Source organism: Shinella sp. JR1-6 (genome assembly GCF_004284735.1).
GTDB lineage: Bacteria > Pseudomonadota > Alphaproteobacteria > Rhizobiales > Rhizobiaceae > Shinella.
The window spans coordinates 138,112-153,967 of sequence record NZ_SHMI01000007.1 but is presented as its reverse complement, the minus strand read 5'-3'; the positions used below and the strand labels follow the sequence as shown (position 1 = coordinate 153,967).

Genomic DNA, 15,856 nt, shown 5'->3' with positions numbered 1-15,856 from the left:
AAACTGGAAATCGCATGTCGAACATCGCCGATTTATCGACTGGCACATACGACGCCATCGTCGTGGGGGGAGGGCACAACGGTCTCGTGGCGACCGCCTATCTCGCCAAGGCCGGGCTGCGCCCGCTGCTGATCGAGGCGCGGCCGACGCTCGGAGGCCCCTGCGGAACCTTCGAGTTCCTGCCGGGCTATCGCTGCGCCTTCACCAACTCGCCCGGCAGTTTCGAGCCGCGCTTCATCGCCGAGCTGCAGTTGGAGCATTTCGGCCTGAAATTCATTCGCACCGATCCGACGGTCGTGCATCCGTTTCCGCGCGGCGCCTTTATCGGCTGGCGCGACAGGGACCGGCTGGCGGCGCAGTTCGACGCCTATGCGCCGGGTGAGGCGGAGCGCTATTTCGGCTTCCTGTCCGATCTCGAAGAACTCGGGCGGCATCTGGGCGCATCGATGTTCGCGCCGTCTCCCGATCTGGTTCGCGCCGCCCGCGACGTGCCCCGCCATCTCGCTGGTCTCTTCGACCGCGTAATGTGCGGCAGCCTGCGCCAGCTGCTCGACGAACGGCTGCGATCGGAGGAAGCCAAGGCACTGCTCGGCATGCTGGCGCTCAATGCAACGCTGACCCCGCCGTCCGCACCCGGTTCGGCCGTGGGTCTGATGATGCGGCCGATCTCGCTCGCCTCCTATGCGGCGCTGGACGAGGACGACCCGCGACGTGCGGCGCTCCGGGGCTCGACGGGCCTTCCGGTCGGCGGTATGGGCGCGATCATCGACGCGCTCGAAGCCTGCTGCATTGCGCATGGTGCGACCATCCTGAAAGATGCGCCGATCGAGCGGATCCTGCATGCATCGGGCCGGGCCCGGGGTGTCGTCACCGTCAAGGGCGATGAATTCTACGCGTCGGCCGTGTTGTCGGCGATCAATCCGAAGACGCTTTTCGGCAGGCTGCTGGATGACGAAGCGGTGGGCGCCGACACCCGACGCGAGATCGCTGCGGTGCCGATGCGGGGTTCAGCCTTCAAACTGGTCCTCGCACTCGACGGCGTGCCGCGCTATGCCGGCCTTCCGGCAGATGTGGATCCGGCGCAGGCGGCACAGGTGCAGTTCCGCATCGCGCCGTCCCTCGACTACATCGAGCGGGCGATCGCGGACGGACTGGCGGGGCGACTGGCCGAGCGGCCGATCATGTGGGGCCTGATGCCATCGGTGACCTCGCCGGATATGGCGCCGGCAGGCTGCCACCTCCTCAGCGTCAACGCCTGGCACGCACCCTATGCACTTTCCGAGGGGAGCTGGCCGGAAGCCGGCGAGCGTTTCGCCAATATCTGTATCGACGAGCTTGCGCACTACATGCCGGACCTGCGGCGGCGCCTCGTTGGTCTTCGTTACTTTAATCCAGTCGAGATCGAGGCCGAGCTTGGCCTCGTCCAGTCGAACATCACGCATGGCGACATGCTGCCGAATGCGCTTTTCGGTGCGCGTCCGCATCGCAAGGCACACGATTACCGCACGCCGCTTTCCGGGCTTTACCTCTCGGGTGGCGGAACTTGGCCGGGTGGCTACGTCACCGGCATCCCCGGCTACAACGCCGCAAACACCATCATCAAGGATCTGGACGTCAAATCATGAGGGAACATGCAATGGAATTTCTGGTCAACATCAAGCTTCGCTGGTCTGACGACATGGATCCGGAATTGAAGGCGAAGGTGATCCACGACGAGCGCGCCCACGCTGCCGAACTGATCAAGGAGGGGCATCTGGTGCGTATGTGGCGCGTGCCCTGCCGCTTCGAGAATTGGGGGCTGTGGCGCGCGGCGGATGCCACGCAGCTGCATGAGATCATCACCAGTCTGCCGGCCAATCCGTGGATGTACGATATCGACGTGCTTCCGCTGGCCAAGCATCCTGTCGATCCGATCCACACCGCCGCCTAAGAGGAAAAAGCGAGATGGACACACATCCCGCCCAGATGCCGGTTCTGTCCGTCAGCGATCTCACGACGGCGTTCAGGTCGGGCGACCAGTGGAAGCCGGTCGTCCGCAACCTTTCCTTCTCGATCGCTCCGCGCGAAACGGTGGCAATCGTCGGCGAGTCCGGATCCGGCAAGAGCGTGACGTCCCTGTCGATCATGCGGCTTCTGCCGAAGTATGCGAGCCGCATCGAAGGCAAGGTGGTGTTCGGCGGGCGCGATCTGCTGGCGCTTGGCGAGGAGGAGATGCGCAAGGTCCGCGGCAACGATATCTCGATGATCTTCCAGGAGCCGATGACCTCGCTCAATCCGATCTTCCCGATCGGCAAGCAGATCGCAGAGGCGATCACCTGCCACCGCTCCCTTTCCCGGAGCGAGGCGCGGGTGGAGGTGACCAGGCTTCTGGAAAAGGTCCGCATTCCCAACGCCAAGGGCCGGTTCGACGACTATCCGCACCAGTTTTCCGGTGGCATGCGCCAGCGCGTGATGATCGCCATGGCGCTCGCCTCGAAACCAAAGCTACTGATCGCGGATGAGCCGACGACGGCGCTCGACGTGACGATCCAGGGCCAGATCCTCGACCTCATCAAGACGCTGCAGGAAGAGGAGGATATGGCGGTCCTTTTCATCACGCACGACATGGGCGTGGTGGCGGAAGTCGCCGACCGGACGATCGTGATGTTCCGCGGCGATGCGGTGGAGACCGGTGCAACCGAAGACATCTTCAACAGCGGCAGGCACCCCTATACGCGGGCATTGCTCTCGGCGGTTCCGCGCCTTGGCTCCATGGCGGGCCGTGCCCGGCCGATGCGCTTTCCGGTGATCGACATTACGACCGGCGAGACGCGCCAGTCGGAAAGCGAGGGGCCGATGCCTGCGACCGGCGAGAGGCCTCTCCTGGAGGTGAAGAACCTGACGACACGCTTCGATATCCGCTCGGGCCTGCTCGGGCGAAGGAGCGGCGCCGTCCATGCGGTGGAAGACGTGTCCTTCGACCTGAAGGCGGGCGAGACGCTGTCGCTCGTCGGCGAATCCGGGTGCGGCAAGTCGACGACGGGGCGTTCGATCATACGGCTCGTGGAGCCGACGGGTGGAGCGATCTCGCTTGGCGGTCACGATGTGATGGGCCTCGATCGGGGGGCATTGCGCACGATGCGGCGCAGCATCCAGATGGTGTTCCAGGATCCCTTCGCCAGCCTTGATCCGCGCATGACGGTAGGCGCGGCAGTGATGGAACCATTTATCGAGCATGGCCTCGGCACCAGGGAGCAGGCACGCGACAAGGCCGCCGATCTGCTCGGGCGTGTCGGGCTCAACGCGGACATGATGCGGCGCTTCCCGCACGAATTCTCCGGCGGCCAGCGCCAACGCATCGCGATCGCGCGCGCACTGATGCTCGATCCGAAGGTGATCATCGCCGACGAGGCGGTGTCGGCGCTCGACGTGTCGGTCAAGGCGCAGGTGTGCAACCTCCTTCTCGACCTGCAGCAGAGCTTCAACCTCGCCTATCTGTTCATCAGCCACGATATGGCTGTCGTGGAACGGGTCAGTCATCGGGTGGCGGTGATGTATCTCGGCGAGATCGTCGAGATCGGCCCGCGCCGGGACGTGTTCGAAAATCCGCAGCATCCCTATACGAGGAAGCTGATGGCCGCCGTGCCGATCCCCGATCCCGCCAGGCGCACCATCCGGCGAAATCTCTCCACCGACGAGACAAAAAGCCCGGTCCGCCCCCTCGGCTATGCCCCGCCCAAGCGGCGCTACAACGAGGTCTCGGCGCAGCATTTCGTCCAGGTTTGAGAGGGCTCCGCCACAGTCGGCTTGTTGGTCGCTTTCGGGCTATTGCAGAGCGATGCAAACGCAGCCCGAAGCGTGACGCGGGCGCGGACTGTGGGTGTCGGGTAGCCCTAATCCAAACGAGCAAGGCCTCGCGGTAAAGTTTGGCGTCGCGCGGGCGCTGTCAATCGGACGCTTTAGGAACTGGCGCGCGCTGGCCTAGAGCTTGTCAGGGAAAAGTGGAACCGGTCTTCCTGAAAAGGCAAACGAAAACAAAGAACGCTAGAGTCCGCCGAAATCCGCGAAGCATCCAGGCAAGGTGATTCGTGCCTGGAATCCGACCCTGACCCCACACAAAGACGTCTATGCTGGTGCATGCCGGACCGGCAACCGCGTTACTGTTTCCCCCGTTATGGCGGCAATGGCATTGGTGATGGCGGCGGTTGCGCAGGTGATGGCGGTCTCGCCGGCTCCTGTGGGCACGGGGCTTCCCTCAATCAGCCGGATCTGTATGTCCGGCACGTCTGACATGACGGGTACGGTGTAGTCAAAGAAGCTTTCGGCAGGGATCGCCCCGTCCTCGATCATCAGCTCTTCCCGCAGTGCCATGCCGATTCCCCATATGAGATTGCCTTCAACCTGAGCCCGAACCTGATCTGGATTGATCACCAGCCCGCAGTCGTGCGCGCACCACAGGCCCGTCACTCGATAGCCGTCCGCTGTCCGTGCCACGCGCGCGACGGCGGCGGCATAGGACATTTCCTTGTAGATGCCGCAGGCAAGCCCCATCGCTTCGTCAGCCGTTGTCGATCGGGAAGTCCAGCCGGCCATGTCGGCGGCCTCCTCGAGGACTGTTCTCAACCGGTCATGCTGTGGGCCCAATGCGGCGAGGCGCATCTCCAATGGATCGAGCCCCTTGGTTCGTGCCAGAACGTCCATGGCGGTCTCCACTGCAAAATGGTTGGCGGCAGCCCCCAGGCCGCGCCATGGTCCCGTCTTGACGGGCAGGCGTACGTCCTCGAATGCTACATGACTGGCCTGGGCGTGGTACGGTGGGGTCGCACCACGCGCAACACCGGGATCGCCGACAAAACTCGTGGCGAACTGCAGGCCCGGTCCCATGGCGGCCGAAGTGAAGATGATGTGGCCGGACCGGAAGATGTGATGCCACTTCGAAATCCGGCCCGTGGCATCGGCCGATGCGCGGATGCGGTGGCAGGAGGGCGGCCGATGGAAGCCTGACCTGAACTCGTCGCGCCGTGACCATTGCACCTTGACTGGCCTGCCGCAGAGCTTGGCCAGCCGTGCGGCCTCCATTTCCGCGGCGACAATGGTTCGAGCGCCGAACCCGCCGCCAATGCGCATGGCATGAACCGTAACGGAGCTTTGGGGGAGGCCGAAGGCGGCGGCGAGCGTGTTGCGGACGAAGAACGGATCCTGTGTGCCGGTCCACACTTCAAGATCGCCGTCACGAAACTGGGCGACTGCTGTGCGCGGCTCGATTGAGGCATGTGCCGCAAGCGGTATGGAAAGTGTGATATCCATGTCGAAGGGCCGGTCGTCCGGAACGCCGGTGTCGAGTATGGTATGTTCCAGTGATCTGTCGTCAGCGACTGACACCATCTCCGCAATGTCGAGGGAAGCAAGCGGTGGGCTGTTTTCCTCCACCAGGGAAAGAAGGTCGAGCGCCTGTGCCAGCGCGCCCCGCCGGTTGGCGACGATGCCGATGAAATCATCCTCGCGGTAGAGACCGACATAGCCAGGCACTGCGGCGGCAGCCGACGCATCGACGGAGAGGATGCGACCTTCAATCGCGCGCGGCCGTACGATCGCGCCGAACACCATGTTCTCCAGCCTGATGTCGTCGGCATAAAGCGGTCGGCTGCCAGTCACGATGGCGTCGATGTCGTGGGTCGGAAAGGGATGGCCTACGTTTCGCCGGTCATCACGCGGCACTGCAAGCTTCGGCTTTGCCGTATCCAACTCCTCACCCGTCACCAGCAGAGCCGGACCGGACCCGAGCGTCTCGAAGGAAAGCAGAGAGCCATCATCGCCACGGACACCTGCCGGTTCGATGCGAAGGGTATCGAGCGGGCGGGCAAGTCGTGTCGCGGCTTCGCGTAGAATAGCAGTAGAAAGCGCCGCCGCTGCGCGGGCGACGAGCGGCCCTGTTTCCCGCATGGCATCGGAACCCACCGTCGAACGGGCGACGGGGATGAGGGACGTATCCGGCAATACGAGATCGATGCGATCGACATTGACATTGAGCTCGTCGGCGGCGACCTGCCTGAGCCCCATGGATATGCCCTGGCCCATCTCCGCGCGGGTCGACAAAAGCCTGAACCTTCCGTCCGGCCGAAGACTGATCCAGGTCGCCGCGTCGACGGTTGTCGGGCCTTTGCGTGGCGGCAGCACCGGCATCAGTGCCCAGGTCGCGCCACCGGCAACGGCAGTGATACCGGCTGTACCCCATCCGAGCGCCTTGAGGAAACCGCGCCGAGAAAGCTTCGGCATCACGTTTCCCCCTGCATGATAGTCTGTGCCCGAGCGATCGCCCGGCGGATACGTGCCTGGGTGCCACATCGGCAGAGTACGCCGTCCATGGCTTCGGCGATCGTGTCCGGGTCAGCTGCTGGATGAGCGGAAAGCAGGGCGTACGCCGTCATGATCTGCCCGTTCTGGCAGTAGCCGCATTGCGGCACGCTCTCGGCGATCCAGCTTTCCTGCAAGGGGTGCAGTTTGCCGTCGGCGGCCAGCCCCTCCAGCGTCAGGATCGTCCGGCCATCGACTGTGCCGGCGGTGAGCAGACAGGAGCGTTGTGCCTCGCCGTCGATGATGACGGTGCAGGCGCCGCAGGAGCCGACACCGCAGCCGAAACGTGGGCCGTTGAGGCCGAAATGGTCCCGGAGCAAGAAGAGCAGCGGTTCGTCGGCGAGATCGTCTGGGACGCTGGCAGGCTGACGGTTCAGGACAATATCCATCGTTTTCTCCCTTCGGTCACTTCCGCAACGGCAATCGCGTGATCCGGTAGACGCTGGCTGGCGGCAGGTTGATCGGCACAAAGCTGCGAAAGCGCGCTGTAAGGCCCAAGGCGAGCAAAATGGCATCAGGCACAGGGCACCGCGGTCCATAGGTGAACTGGAAGAGATGGGCGCCATCCGCCATATGATCGAAGGCGCATGCGAGGATGCGCTCGACCTGTGCTCGTGGCATGGAGAGCAGCGGCAGGCCACTGATCGCCGCTGAAAAGCCGGACTGATCGCGGGGCAGGGCCGCTGCATCGGCTTCGAGCAGGGTGGCTGCCGGAAATCGGGATCGCAGCAATCGCGCGAAAGCGGGGTCGCGTTCCACCAGCGTCAAAGCGCCCTCAGGAATGCCGCGTCGCAGGAGGGCACGCGTGAAGACGCCTGTACCCGGGCCCAGTTCCAGCACGCGGCCACCATCCCGTGGCACCTCAGCGGTGATCGCATCGGCCAGCCAACGGCTCGACGGCGCGACTGCTGCCACCTGAAGGGGTCGGCTGATCCATGAGCGAAGAAACAGGAGGTGGTCGGACTTGCGTTGCGGCAGGCTCATATAGTCGGCTCCATCCGGCGATGAAGCCGATATCGCCGACGAGGCTGCAGTCCGCATTAACCTGGGTTAAGTCGCGTGGCCGCTTTCCCGCACACGCCTTGCGATACGGCTGAGGCCGACGGGTGTGACGCCGAGATGGGAGGCCAGATCCTTTTGCGGCACGCGTGCGACCAGATGCGGCTCCTCATCGAGCAGCAGCCGGTAGCGGGCTTCCGCGGTCATCGTCAGGAACTGGCGCTCGCGGCGCTCCTTGCGTTCGGCGAAGATCATCAGGGCGTGCCGCACCATGCGCGACCAGGACAGGTCGCGATCGGCCATCTGCTCCAGCAGTGTGAAAGGCAGTCGTTCCAGCACGCAGGCTTCGATGGCGCTGACGGAGAAACTCGCCTGACCGGATCGCAATGCGGAGAGGCTTGCAAAGAACTGTCCTTCGGCCACGAGGGACTTGATCCATTCCTCGCCCTGCCTGTTGAGATAGGTGAGCTTCAGGAGGCCCTGTCGCACAACATAAACGTAGGGATGCGCCTCGTCCTGGGAGAACAGGGTTTCTCCGGCGCGAACATGGCGCAGCTCAACCGCCTCTGCCACGAGGCCCCGATTGGCCAGAGCCATCCCAGCGATGTGCTCGAACAGTTTGATTGCGACGCATTCTTCTGGCTTGATCCGTACCAATACCAATCCCCCGGATGCCCGGCTTGAAAAACGCCGCTGGACACGCGCCATTTGTCGGGAGGCATTCGGCTGGACCAGCTGCCCCGTTTGCAACCACGTGAATTTGTTTGCTCGTGACGGATATACGAAAGCGACCGCAAACTTCATCCCGCCGCACACGAGGAAATTAACGCCCTCTCGTCCCTGATCGTGATGCATTCTCGCGTTGGGATCGGCTTGTAGCAACGTGCCGGCGCGCGCCCGATGAAGCCTCTTTCGCACGGATTTGGTCACTGCCCGGCAGGGTGCAGGGAGGCCGATCCGAGCGGGGCGGGTCTGTCCGGGGGATTGCTGGCGAAGGGGAACACAGCCCGCAGGCGCGGGTCGCGAAGCCAGAGCCCACCCCACATGAACAGTCCCAGATAACCGCTGAACAGGATATGGCTGAAGAGCGGGCTTTCCGCCCTGATCTGCGTCGCCATCGCTCCCCCGAGAAGTCCCGTCATCAGGACTGCACCGAGCAGACGCGCAGGCGGGGCGAGATAGAGCACGAGGCACGTCAGTTCGATCACGCCGATCATGAAGGCATAGCCCGCTGGCCAGCCGAGTTGTGCCAGGGTCTCTTCGGCGACCGGCATTCCCAGCAGCTTTGGCGTGATGGATGCACCCAGGAGAAACAGGGTGAAGAGACCGGTCAGGGTGCGGCCGGTCCAGAGCATGACGGGCTTATTCATTTCCATGATCCTTGGTTCTGCAGCACTCCGCTGCGTGATTGGGGTATTCCTGCCGTCAGGAATGACGGGGCGCGGCGCCTTGAACATCGATCTGCTGAATGGTTGCGCTCGGATGGATGGCGACGATCTCCAGCCGCCCGGTTCCCACATTGGTGAAGCGATGGGGAACGTGGGCGGGGCCGACGACGACATCCCCGGCGCTGCCGTGCACAGTCTCTTCGCCGACCGTGAACTCCGCTTCGCCTTTCTGGACGATCCAGGTCTCGGTGTAGGGATGACTGTGCAGTTCGGAACCGCGTCCGGGCTCGACATCGACAAGGAAAAGTGAAACCGGGCTTCCGATCTCGCGGCCTTCCAGCCGAACGGTGCGGCGCTGGTCGGGGGCGGGCTCCTTGCGACGGCGAACCGTGATCATTCTGGTCTCCTGCTGCCATTGGTGCGCCGGCGGGTGCAATTGTCTTTGTGAGAAGATACTCCATCAAAACTGTCTTCCCGTCAAGATATATATCTTTGCATAAAGACAGTTTATTGCGGACGGCGCTTGCTCTAGGATCGGCTAGCGGAGTTAAGCGACACATGAGGCAGGCAATGAAGGAAGAAGGCGAGGGGGCACGCTACGGCGTACGCGGCGACAGCGCGCCGCAAGAGGATCACGTCGATCGGCTGCGCGCCCAATGGACACGAGAGCTGCCGGACCTCGACACGGAGCCCATGGCCATTCTCGGCCGGGCCAAGCGGCTCTCCAACCTCGTGGCTGCTGGTATCGAGGACACGTTCGCTGCCTTCGATCTCGACCGCGGTGAGTTCGACGTGATCAGCACGCTGCGCCGGGCCGGGCCACCCTATCAGCTGACGCCGACCGAGATGTATACGTCGCTGATGCTGTCCTCGGGCGGCCTCACGCATCGGCTGAGCCGGCTTGAGAAAACCGGGCTTATCCGGCGCGAGAAGTCGAACCTCGATGGGCGAAGCGTCGTCGTGACATTGCTGCCGCGGGGAATAGAACTGGCGGAACAGGCCTTCAGGGCGGACATGGCCAATGAGCTTCTGGTTCTGCAGCCGTTGAACCGGGACGAGCGAGACCTGCTGTCCGCCTTGCTTCGTAAACTGCTTCACAGCCTCGAAAGCCAGAGCAAGCCCGACGTTTAATTCTGTGCTGCCGTCTACCAGTGACGTGCTCTGCCCCCCAAAGACAGTCCGGCGCATTGGCGAGCGTTAAGCTTAACTGCCATTAAGATACTGGTTTCGGTTCACAAATTCCGGCTTTGCGGATAATCGTTGCAGCCTGTTTGTGAGAAAGCCCCATCTCCATGGCCACCATAACCGGCACTGCCTCCAACGACCTTCTCTATGGCACCGACACCACCGACACCTACAAAGGGCTGGGCGGTGACGACAAGTTCGTCTGGAGCAAGGGTAACGACAGCGTCTATGGCGGCGACGGATGGGACACGATGTCCTACTTTCACTATACCGGTAACGTCACGGTGACGCTTAACGGTGAAAGCCGCGGCATTGCCACCGGTTCGCTTGGCGATACGAAACACCTTTATTCCATCGAGGCCGTCATCCTCGGCAACGGCACCGACGTCGCAACGGGGGATGCAGGCGCCAATACCTTCTTCGGGCTTCGCGGCGACGACCGTTTCGTCTACTCGCCCGGCGAGGATTTGATGTACGGTGATGATGGCTGGGATACGCTCGACTACTTCGCCTACACGGGAAACCTCGCCATAACCATGAAGGGCGACAAGCTCGGCACGACGAAGGGATCGCTGGGCGACCTCCAGCACTTCTATTCGATCGAAGCGATCATCCTTGGCCGCGGCAACGATATCGTCAAGGGTGACGCGGCCGCAAACACAATCTGGGGTGAGCGCGGCAACGACAACCTCGATGGTGGAAAGGGCAATGACAAGCTGGACGGCGGTGCCGGCAGCGACAAGCTGCGCGGCAGCATCGGCGCAGACCGCTTGACGGGTGGTACGGGTGCCGACCAATTTGTCTTCAAGTCCATCGCGGAATCGACCGTCAGCGCGTCCGGTCGCGACTTCATCACCGATTTCAGCCAGATACAGGGCGACAAGATCAACCTGTCCGTGATCGACGCCAACACGAAGCTTGCCGGCGATCAGGCCTTCAGCTTCATCGGTGCGACTGGTTTCCACCACGAAGCTGGAGAACTTCGCATCGCCACGGCGTCCGGCGACACCTACTTGTACGGAGATGTCGATGGCAACGGCAAAGCCGATTTCGCCATCTGCATCGATGATATCGTCGCGTTCAAGGCGTCGGATTTCCTGCTCTGAATGTCGAGCGGTTGATCCTCGGACCGCCCCGGGTCGTGTTGATGCTCAGCGAATACCCCAATGCCTGTGGAACGCCGTGCGTCAGGACAGAGGACTGGTCGTCTTGCCGCTGACGGCGGCGTGGATACGTTTTGGCCGGTCGATCGATCTTCCACGATGACGGGCTTCTGAACCGCCTTGCAAGCCGCTTGGACCACCTCCGGCACATCCACCGATGCGCGACAAGCAAGCAGATCGGACGCGTGTACGCTGTAGCGGGCGACAGGTGCACACGCGCCCGCATGCGCGCGTTTCTTACTCAGTCTGCTGACAGCGTCATGTCCCGTTGCGCTTCCAGTTCGGCCACGCGCGCCGTCAGGGCTTTGTGGATGTTTCCGAAAGCCGTGCTTCCCAGTGCCAGACGACGCGGCATTTCAGCCTGGTCTGCGACAGCAATTATCGCATCGACACTTCGTCCCACGTCGGCCAGCTTGGCGAAGCTTTCGCCTGCATCTCCTCCGGCGATTCCCGACAGGATGCGGCGGATCTCGTTGACGGTCGTGCCGTCATAAACGGGGCTGGCGGCTGCGAAATCGACGGAGGCGGCAAAATCGGTCGGTGTCGGCCCCGGTTCGACGATCATCATCTCGACCCCGAAGCGCGCGAGCTCCTGCGACACCGCCTCGATGAAACCTTCAATGCCCCATTTGGTCGCGTGGTAGAGGCTGAAGCCGGGATATGCCACCTGGCCGCCCTCGGAGGACACCTGCAGGAAACGCCCGCCGCCCTGGGCGCGAAAGTGCGGGATGGTCGCGCGAACGAGATCGATGGCCCCGACCAGGTTCGTGGCAATCTGGCGTGCGATAGCCGCATCGGCCAGTTCCTCGGCCGCCCCGAACAGGCCATAGCCGGCATTGCCGACGACGACGTCGATACGCTGCGCCGCGAAGGCTTCGTTGACTGCCGCACGTATCGAGCCGGCGTCGGTCAGGTCCATTTTCAGGATGTTCAGGTTTGGATGTCCGAGAGCCAGAGAGCCTTCCCGTCGGACGGTCGCGATCACATGATCGCCACGGGCGAGCAGTTTCTCCGCCATGTTGCGGCCGAAACCACGCGCCGCACCGGTAATGAGCCAAGTCTTCGTCATAGCAAACTCCTTGTTGACGCAGACCATATGGTGGACGGGAGAGTTATGCGGTATCGATGAAAAATCGCATGAATTGGTGAGCATGATTTGACAATTACGCCTCCCCTCCCTGACCTGCTGGCCTTCGCTGCCGTTGCCCGCCATCGGAGTTTCAGCCGTGCCGCCGCGGAGATCGGCGTATCGCGCTCCGCACTGAGCCATACGGTGCGGATGCTGGAGCAGCGTTTGGATTTTCGGCTGTTGAACCGCACGACCCGCAGCGTCGCGCTGACCGAAGCCGGGGCAGAGCTTTTGTCGAGACTCATGCCGGTTCTGGGCGACCTGGAAACGATCTTCGACGACCTTGCAGAACGGCAGGGCGAGCCATCCGGTCTGTTGCGGATCACTGCGCCGGAATCGGCTGCACGGCTGTTGATGCGGAACGTCGTCCCCGAGTTCCTGAAGCGCTACCCCCAGATGCGGCTTGATCTTGCCGCTGACGGACGGTTCGTCGATATCGTCGCCCAGGGCTTCGATGCCGGAATTCGTCTGTCCGAGGCCGTTCCGCTTGACATGATCGCCGTGCCCTTCGGCGGAACCGTAAGGTTTGTAGCCGTCGCGTCACCGGACTATCTTTCGGCCAGTCCGCGTCCGGCTGTCCCGGACGATCTGGCTGTCCACCGATGCATACGTCAACGCTTGCCAAGCGGCACGCCCTATCGGTGGGAATTCGAGAGGGAAGGACAAACCCGAAACGTCGATGTGCAGGGGGTTCTGACGCTGGACCACAACGGCATGATGGTCGAAGCGGCGGTCGCGGGAATGGGCATTGCCTATGTGCCGGAAACGGTCGCCAAGGAGGACCTGGACAACGGAACCCTGGTTCTGGTCCTTGAGGAATGGTGCCCGCCTGCTCCGGGACTTTGCCTCTATTTCCCCGGCCGTCGCCATGTCCCCGCCGGCCTTCGGGCGTTTATCGACGTCCTGCGCAGGGAGTTGCCGAACTGAGCGCCCGCGAGAACGAAACGAAGTGGCATATCGAAACCGGCCCGATCGCATCCGCATTCGCGAATTTCCCCGCTTCGTGCCGGTCCTCCGACGAGGTTGGCCCGGACGGACGCCTTGGTCGCCCTGTTTGAAGAGTGCTGGGATTGCCGGTGGGAGGGCTCTTTTGACGATACCGGCAGTCAGGTGTAAGCTGGCGGTCTATCGTCAGGAGCCTCTACCATGCGTATCGGAGTGCTCGTTGCCGGCTTGGCCATGGCCTTGACCCCCACCATGGCGGATGCCCACAATTGCAAATGCCGAAATCGCGGCGTGATGTTCGAGCTCGGCCAGACAGCCTGCCTGAGGGTCGATGGCGGCTCGTATCTCGCGCGCTGCGAAATGAAGCTCAACGTCTCGTCCTGGACCAGAATCCAGGAGGGGTGCCCGGTGACGGAACGCTCGCTGAAGCGCCCGGCGCTCACCACTTGGCCACCTCGTCAGGTGATGTAGCGCCCGCTTCTGTATCCGGCCGTAGAGCAGGGCGATTGTGTCCGAGATGTCGTATTTTCCGCGCGTGCCTGCTCTGACGCAATCCGGGATCAAGCTTCTCAACCGATTGACCTTGGCGGCCTTGTTCATGCCCTGCCGCTGTCCGGTATTGTGCAATTGCCATAACCTCGTCCGACGCGATGCATACGGCGCCAGGCCTGCCGCGCATGTTGCTTTGGAGTGGGAAAGAATATTCCGTCCCTTTGTTGTCGCGTTGACAGGATATTCTGCAGCCAGGATACTATAGGTGGGGTGTGTCGCTGGTGGGCGATGCCGTTGGGATGAGGGTGGTAGATGGCGACCGTTCAGCAATATTCCGAACTTACCGGAAGAGACACTTTTGACAACGATGCGTTCTCGAGTAATGGGGAGTTTTATCCGGTATTTAAGATTGGTAAAGACGTTGTCGGTAGATTTATAGGGTCTATCGATGATTATCTTGGAAATGATCGCGCAGATTACTTTGTTCTTGATCTGGAGGCCTCCGGCCTAAAGGCTGGAGATGAGCTTTTCGTTTCTTTTTTTGGCTCTTCCGGCACGGATCTTTCTATTAGGTTTGGCGCATATACATATGAATATCTAAAAACGTTTGGGCTTAATTACAACACGCATCTTCTGAGCAATGAAAAGACGCGCGGTTCCCTGATCATACCCGAAGGCGTCGATGTCATTTCCTTCCAGGTTTGGAGCATCAGCGATTTCAGCGGCACCTATCAGGTCGATATGCTGCACCATCCCAAGCTGCGCACGCTCCTGAACTTGAAGGGTATCGGAGACCGGCCGGAGCTGTTCAGGGCTTCCGATGCGACGGAGCCGGTCGAGGTCCTGGCCGGCGACGGGAATGATTTCGCCTGGACCGGAAAGGCTGCGGATGTGATTTTCGGCGGGCTGGGCCGGGATATTGCGGTCGGTCTGGACGGCAACGATTTCATCTATGGCTACGGCAAGTCGGACATTTCCGGCCTTGGCGCCAAGGATGGGGCCGATCAGCTGCTCGGCGGGCGCGGCAACGACAAGATGTTTGGCGGCGCCGGCGGCGACTACATGCATGGCGAGTGGAACAACGACACTCTTAAAGGCGAGGACGGCAACGACCTCATGCAGGGCGGCTATGGCGGCGACGTGATGGACGGTGGCAACGGCAACGATCTGATGTATGGCGGAACGGAAACCAAGCTGCGCGGAGACTGGTTCGGCGAGGCCCTGACCCTCACCTGGGATGGCACGACGGGCAAGACCATGACGCCGCAGAAGTGGTCCATCCCCGGGGAGGCACAGGCCGACGACAAGAGCAGCGACCGCATGTCGGGCGGCAACGGCGACGACGGCATGTGGGGTCAGGGTGGCAACGACACCATGAAGGGAGGCGCCGGCAAGGACAAGATCGATGGCGGCAGCGGCAACGATGCGATTGACGGCGGATCGGGAAGCGACGTCATCCATGCCGGCAGCGGCGATGACGCGATCGTGGATAGCGGAGGGTCCGACAAGAGCTACGGGGAAGCTGGAAACGACACCTACGCGGTCCGTGAAATCATGGACAGCTACGAGCGCTATTTCAGTGGCGGCACCGGCACGGACACCGTGGACTTCAGCAAGCTCCAGGGCCTCAAGCCGGAAATCCTCGTCAACGACAAGTATGTCGATATCAGAGGTTATACGGTCGACGAAGTCTTCCGGATGGAGCTCGAGGGCGTCGAGATCATCCGGGCCGGAAGCGGTGACGATCAGATAAGGATGAACGCGGACGACAACACGATCAACGGCAATGGCGGCAACGACAAGATCAACGGCGCCGGCGGCGACGACAAGCTCTATGGCGGGTCCGGCAAGGATGCTCTCGTCGGCGGCAGCGGCAAGGACATGTTCGTGTTCAACACGAAACTCGGCGCCACCAATGTCGATACGATTGGCGATTTTTCGGTGAAAAAAGACAAGATCGTTCTCGATGACGATGTCTTCAAAGCCGGGAAAGTCGGCGATTTGAGTTCGGGCGCCTTCAGCACCGGCACGAAGGCACAGGATGCTTCCGACCGCATCATCTACGACAAGGCAAGCGGGAAGCTCTGGTACGATGCCGATGGCAGCGGCAGCGGCAAGGCCGTTCTGTTCGGGGTGCTCGACAAGGGCCTGAACCTGACCGCGGGCGACTTCGATATCATCTCGTAGGGCAGGCGGCGCAATCCCGCTTCTTCGACGGCGAC

General features: G+C 62.2%; 15 protein-coding genes. 8 read left to right on the top strand and 7 right to left on the bottom strand.

The genetic code is table 11. The annotated features are described in order from the left end of the window. The first annotated feature begins 14 nt into the window (after window positions 1-14). Genes EXZ48_RS15040 through EXZ48_RS15030 form a run of 3 tightly spaced genes read left to right on the top strand, consistent with a single transcriptional unit; the run spans window position 15 to window position 3,765 of the window. Window positions 15-1,625, top strand: coding sequence for an NAD(P)/FAD-dependent oxidoreductase (locus EXZ48_RS15040; protein ID WP_130516750.1), 1,611 nt, complete (start codon window positions 15-17; stop codon window positions 1,623-1,625). An 11-nt stretch (window positions 1,626-1,636) separates the two neighbouring features. Then, on the top strand, window positions 1,637-1,930 hold the full coding sequence (locus tag EXZ48_RS15035; protein WP_023512311.1) for a muconolactone Delta-isomerase: 294 nt from the start codon (window positions 1,637-1,639) through the stop codon (window positions 1,928-1,930). 14 nt (window positions 1,931-1,944) lie between these two features. Further along, window positions 1,945-3,765 carry an ABC transporter ATP-binding protein gene (locus EXZ48_RS15030; RefSeq protein ID WP_130516748.1) on the top strand — a complete coding sequence of 607 codons (1,821 nt, stop codon included), beginning with the start codon at window positions 1,945-1,947 and terminating at the stop codon, window positions 3,763-3,765. A gap of 339 nt (window positions 3,766-4,104) precedes the next feature. On the opposite strand, the gene EXZ48_RS15025 is transcribed toward EXZ48_RS15030, so the two are convergent. The 6 genes from EXZ48_RS15025 to EXZ48_RS15000 form a co-directional block, all read right to left on the bottom strand. Beyond that, window positions 4,105-6,255 (bottom strand): xanthine dehydrogenase family protein molybdopterin-binding subunit, encoded by a 2,151-nt coding sequence (locus EXZ48_RS15025; RefSeq protein WP_165909357.1) that lies wholly within the window; start codon window positions 6,253-6,255, stop codon window positions 4,105-4,107. Next, window positions 6,255-6,722: a (2Fe-2S)-binding protein gene (locus tag EXZ48_RS15020; protein WP_130516744.1), complete on the bottom strand. Its 468-nt coding sequence runs from the start codon at window positions 6,720-6,722 to the stop codon at window positions 6,255-6,257. The genes EXZ48_RS15025 and EXZ48_RS15020 overlap by 1 nt, the downstream gene beginning before the upstream one ends. A gap of 16 nt (window positions 6,723-6,738) precedes the next feature. Continuing rightward, window positions 6,739-7,317: a class I SAM-dependent methyltransferase gene (locus tag EXZ48_RS15015; protein WP_023512316.1), complete on the bottom strand. Its 579-nt coding sequence runs from the start codon at window positions 7,315-7,317 to the stop codon at window positions 6,739-6,741. Window positions 7,318-7,383: 66 nt separating this feature from the next. Beyond that, window positions 7,384-7,929, bottom strand: coding sequence for a Crp/Fnr family transcriptional regulator (locus tag EXZ48_RS15010; protein WP_050744248.1), 546 nt, complete (start codon window positions 7,927-7,929; stop codon window positions 7,384-7,386). Between the two features lie 329 nt (window positions 7,930-8,258). Then, window positions 8,259-8,702: a DoxX family protein gene (locus EXZ48_RS15005; RefSeq protein WP_130516740.1), complete on the bottom strand. Its 444-nt coding sequence runs from the start codon at window positions 8,700-8,702 to the stop codon at window positions 8,259-8,261. A gap of 55 nt (window positions 8,703-8,757) precedes the next feature. Further along, complete coding sequence (locus EXZ48_RS15000; protein ID WP_050744247.1) at window positions 8,758-9,117, bottom strand: cupin domain-containing protein; 360 nt, start codon at window positions 9,115-9,117, stop codon at window positions 8,758-8,760. A gap of 173 nt (window positions 9,118-9,290) precedes the next feature. On the opposite strand from EXZ48_RS15000, the gene EXZ48_RS14995 reads away from it, so the two are divergent. Next, complete coding sequence (locus tag EXZ48_RS14995) at window positions 9,291-9,851, top strand: MarR family transcriptional regulator (RefSeq protein WP_023512320.1); 561 nt, start codon at window positions 9,291-9,293, stop codon at window positions 9,849-9,851. Window positions 9,852-10,012: 161 nt separating this feature from the next. Next, the gene (locus EXZ48_RS14990) at window positions 10,013-11,011 is read left to right on the top strand and encodes a calcium-binding protein (RefSeq protein ID WP_130516738.1); all 999 of its coding nucleotides are present in this window, start codon (window positions 10,013-10,015) and stop codon (window positions 11,009-11,011) included. 298 nt (window positions 11,012-11,309) lie between these two features. Here EXZ48_RS14990 and EXZ48_RS14985 read toward each other — a convergent pair whose 3' ends face one another. Then, window positions 11,310-12,281 (bottom strand): SDR family oxidoreductase, encoded by a 972-nt coding sequence (locus EXZ48_RS14985; RefSeq protein WP_371687660.1) that lies wholly within the window; start codon window positions 12,279-12,281, stop codon window positions 11,310-11,312. Here EXZ48_RS14985 and EXZ48_RS14980 point away from each other — a divergent pair. The 3 genes from EXZ48_RS14980 (at window position 12,225) to EXZ48_RS14970 (ending at window position 15,821) form a co-directional block, all read left to right on the top strand. Further along, complete coding sequence (locus EXZ48_RS14980) at window positions 12,225-13,124, top strand: LysR family transcriptional regulator (protein WP_207900424.1); 900 nt, start codon at window positions 12,225-12,227, stop codon at window positions 13,122-13,124. The two genes, EXZ48_RS14985 and EXZ48_RS14980, sit on opposite strands and share 57 nt — an antisense overlap. A gap of 219 nt (window positions 13,125-13,343) precedes the next feature. Continuing rightward, window positions 13,344-13,613, top strand: coding sequence for a hypothetical protein (locus EXZ48_RS14975; RefSeq protein ID WP_130516734.1), 270 nt, complete (start codon window positions 13,344-13,346; stop codon window positions 13,611-13,613). A 333-nt stretch (window positions 13,614-13,946) separates the two neighbouring features. Then, the gene (locus EXZ48_RS14970; RefSeq protein WP_130516732.1) at window positions 13,947-15,821 is read left to right on the top strand and encodes a calcium-binding protein; all 1,875 of its coding nucleotides are present in this window, start codon (window positions 13,947-13,949) and stop codon (window positions 15,819-15,821) included. The last annotated feature ends 35 nt before the right edge of the window (window positions 15,822-15,856 follow it).

Coding starts and splice junctions, on each gene's coding strand:
- EXZ48_RS15040 (WP_130516750.1), top strand. CDS start 15: ATGTCGAACATCGCCGATTTATCGACTGGCACATACGACGCCATCGTC.
- EXZ48_RS15035 (WP_023512311.1), top strand. CDS start 1,637: ATGGAATTTCTGGTCAACATCAAGCTTCGCTGGTCTGACGACATGGAT.
- EXZ48_RS15030 (WP_130516748.1), top strand. CDS start 1,945: ATGGACACACATCCCGCCCAGATGCCGGTTCTGTCCGTCAGCGATCTC.
- EXZ48_RS15025 (WP_165909357.1), bottom strand. CDS start 6,255: ATGCCGAAGCTTTCTCGGCGCGGTTTCCTCAAGGCGCTCGGATGGGGT.
- EXZ48_RS15020 (WP_130516744.1), bottom strand. CDS start 6,722: ATGGATATTGTCCTGAACCGTCAGCCTGCCAGCGTCCCAGACGATCTC.
- EXZ48_RS15015 (WP_023512316.1), bottom strand. CDS start 7,317: ATGAGCCTGCCGCAACGCAAGTCCGACCACCTCCTGTTTCTTCGCTCA.
- EXZ48_RS15010 (WP_050744248.1), bottom strand. CDS start 7,929: ATGGCTCTGGCCAATCGGGGCCTCGTGGCAGAGGCGGTTGAGCTGCGC.
- EXZ48_RS15005 (WP_130516740.1), bottom strand. CDS start 8,702: ATGAATAAGCCCGTCATGCTCTGGACCGGCCGCACCCTGACCGGTCTC.
- EXZ48_RS15000 (WP_050744247.1), bottom strand. CDS start 9,117: ATGATCACGGTTCGCCGTCGCAAGGAGCCCGCCCCCGACCAGCGCCGC.
- EXZ48_RS14995 (WP_023512320.1), top strand. CDS start 9,291: ATGAAGGAAGAAGGCGAGGGGGCACGCTACGGCGTACGCGGCGACAGC.
- EXZ48_RS14990 (WP_130516738.1), top strand. CDS start 10,013: ATGGCCACCATAACCGGCACTGCCTCCAACGACCTTCTCTATGGCACC.
- EXZ48_RS14985 (WP_371687660.1), bottom strand. CDS start 12,281: ATGGCGGGCAACGGCAGCGAAGGCCAGCAGGTCAGGGAGGGGAGGCGT.
- EXZ48_RS14975 (WP_130516734.1), top strand. CDS start 13,344: ATGCGTATCGGAGTGCTCGTTGCCGGCTTGGCCATGGCCTTGACCCCC.
- EXZ48_RS14970 (WP_130516732.1), top strand. CDS start 13,947: ATGGCGACCGTTCAGCAATATTCCGAACTTACCGGAAGAGACACTTTT.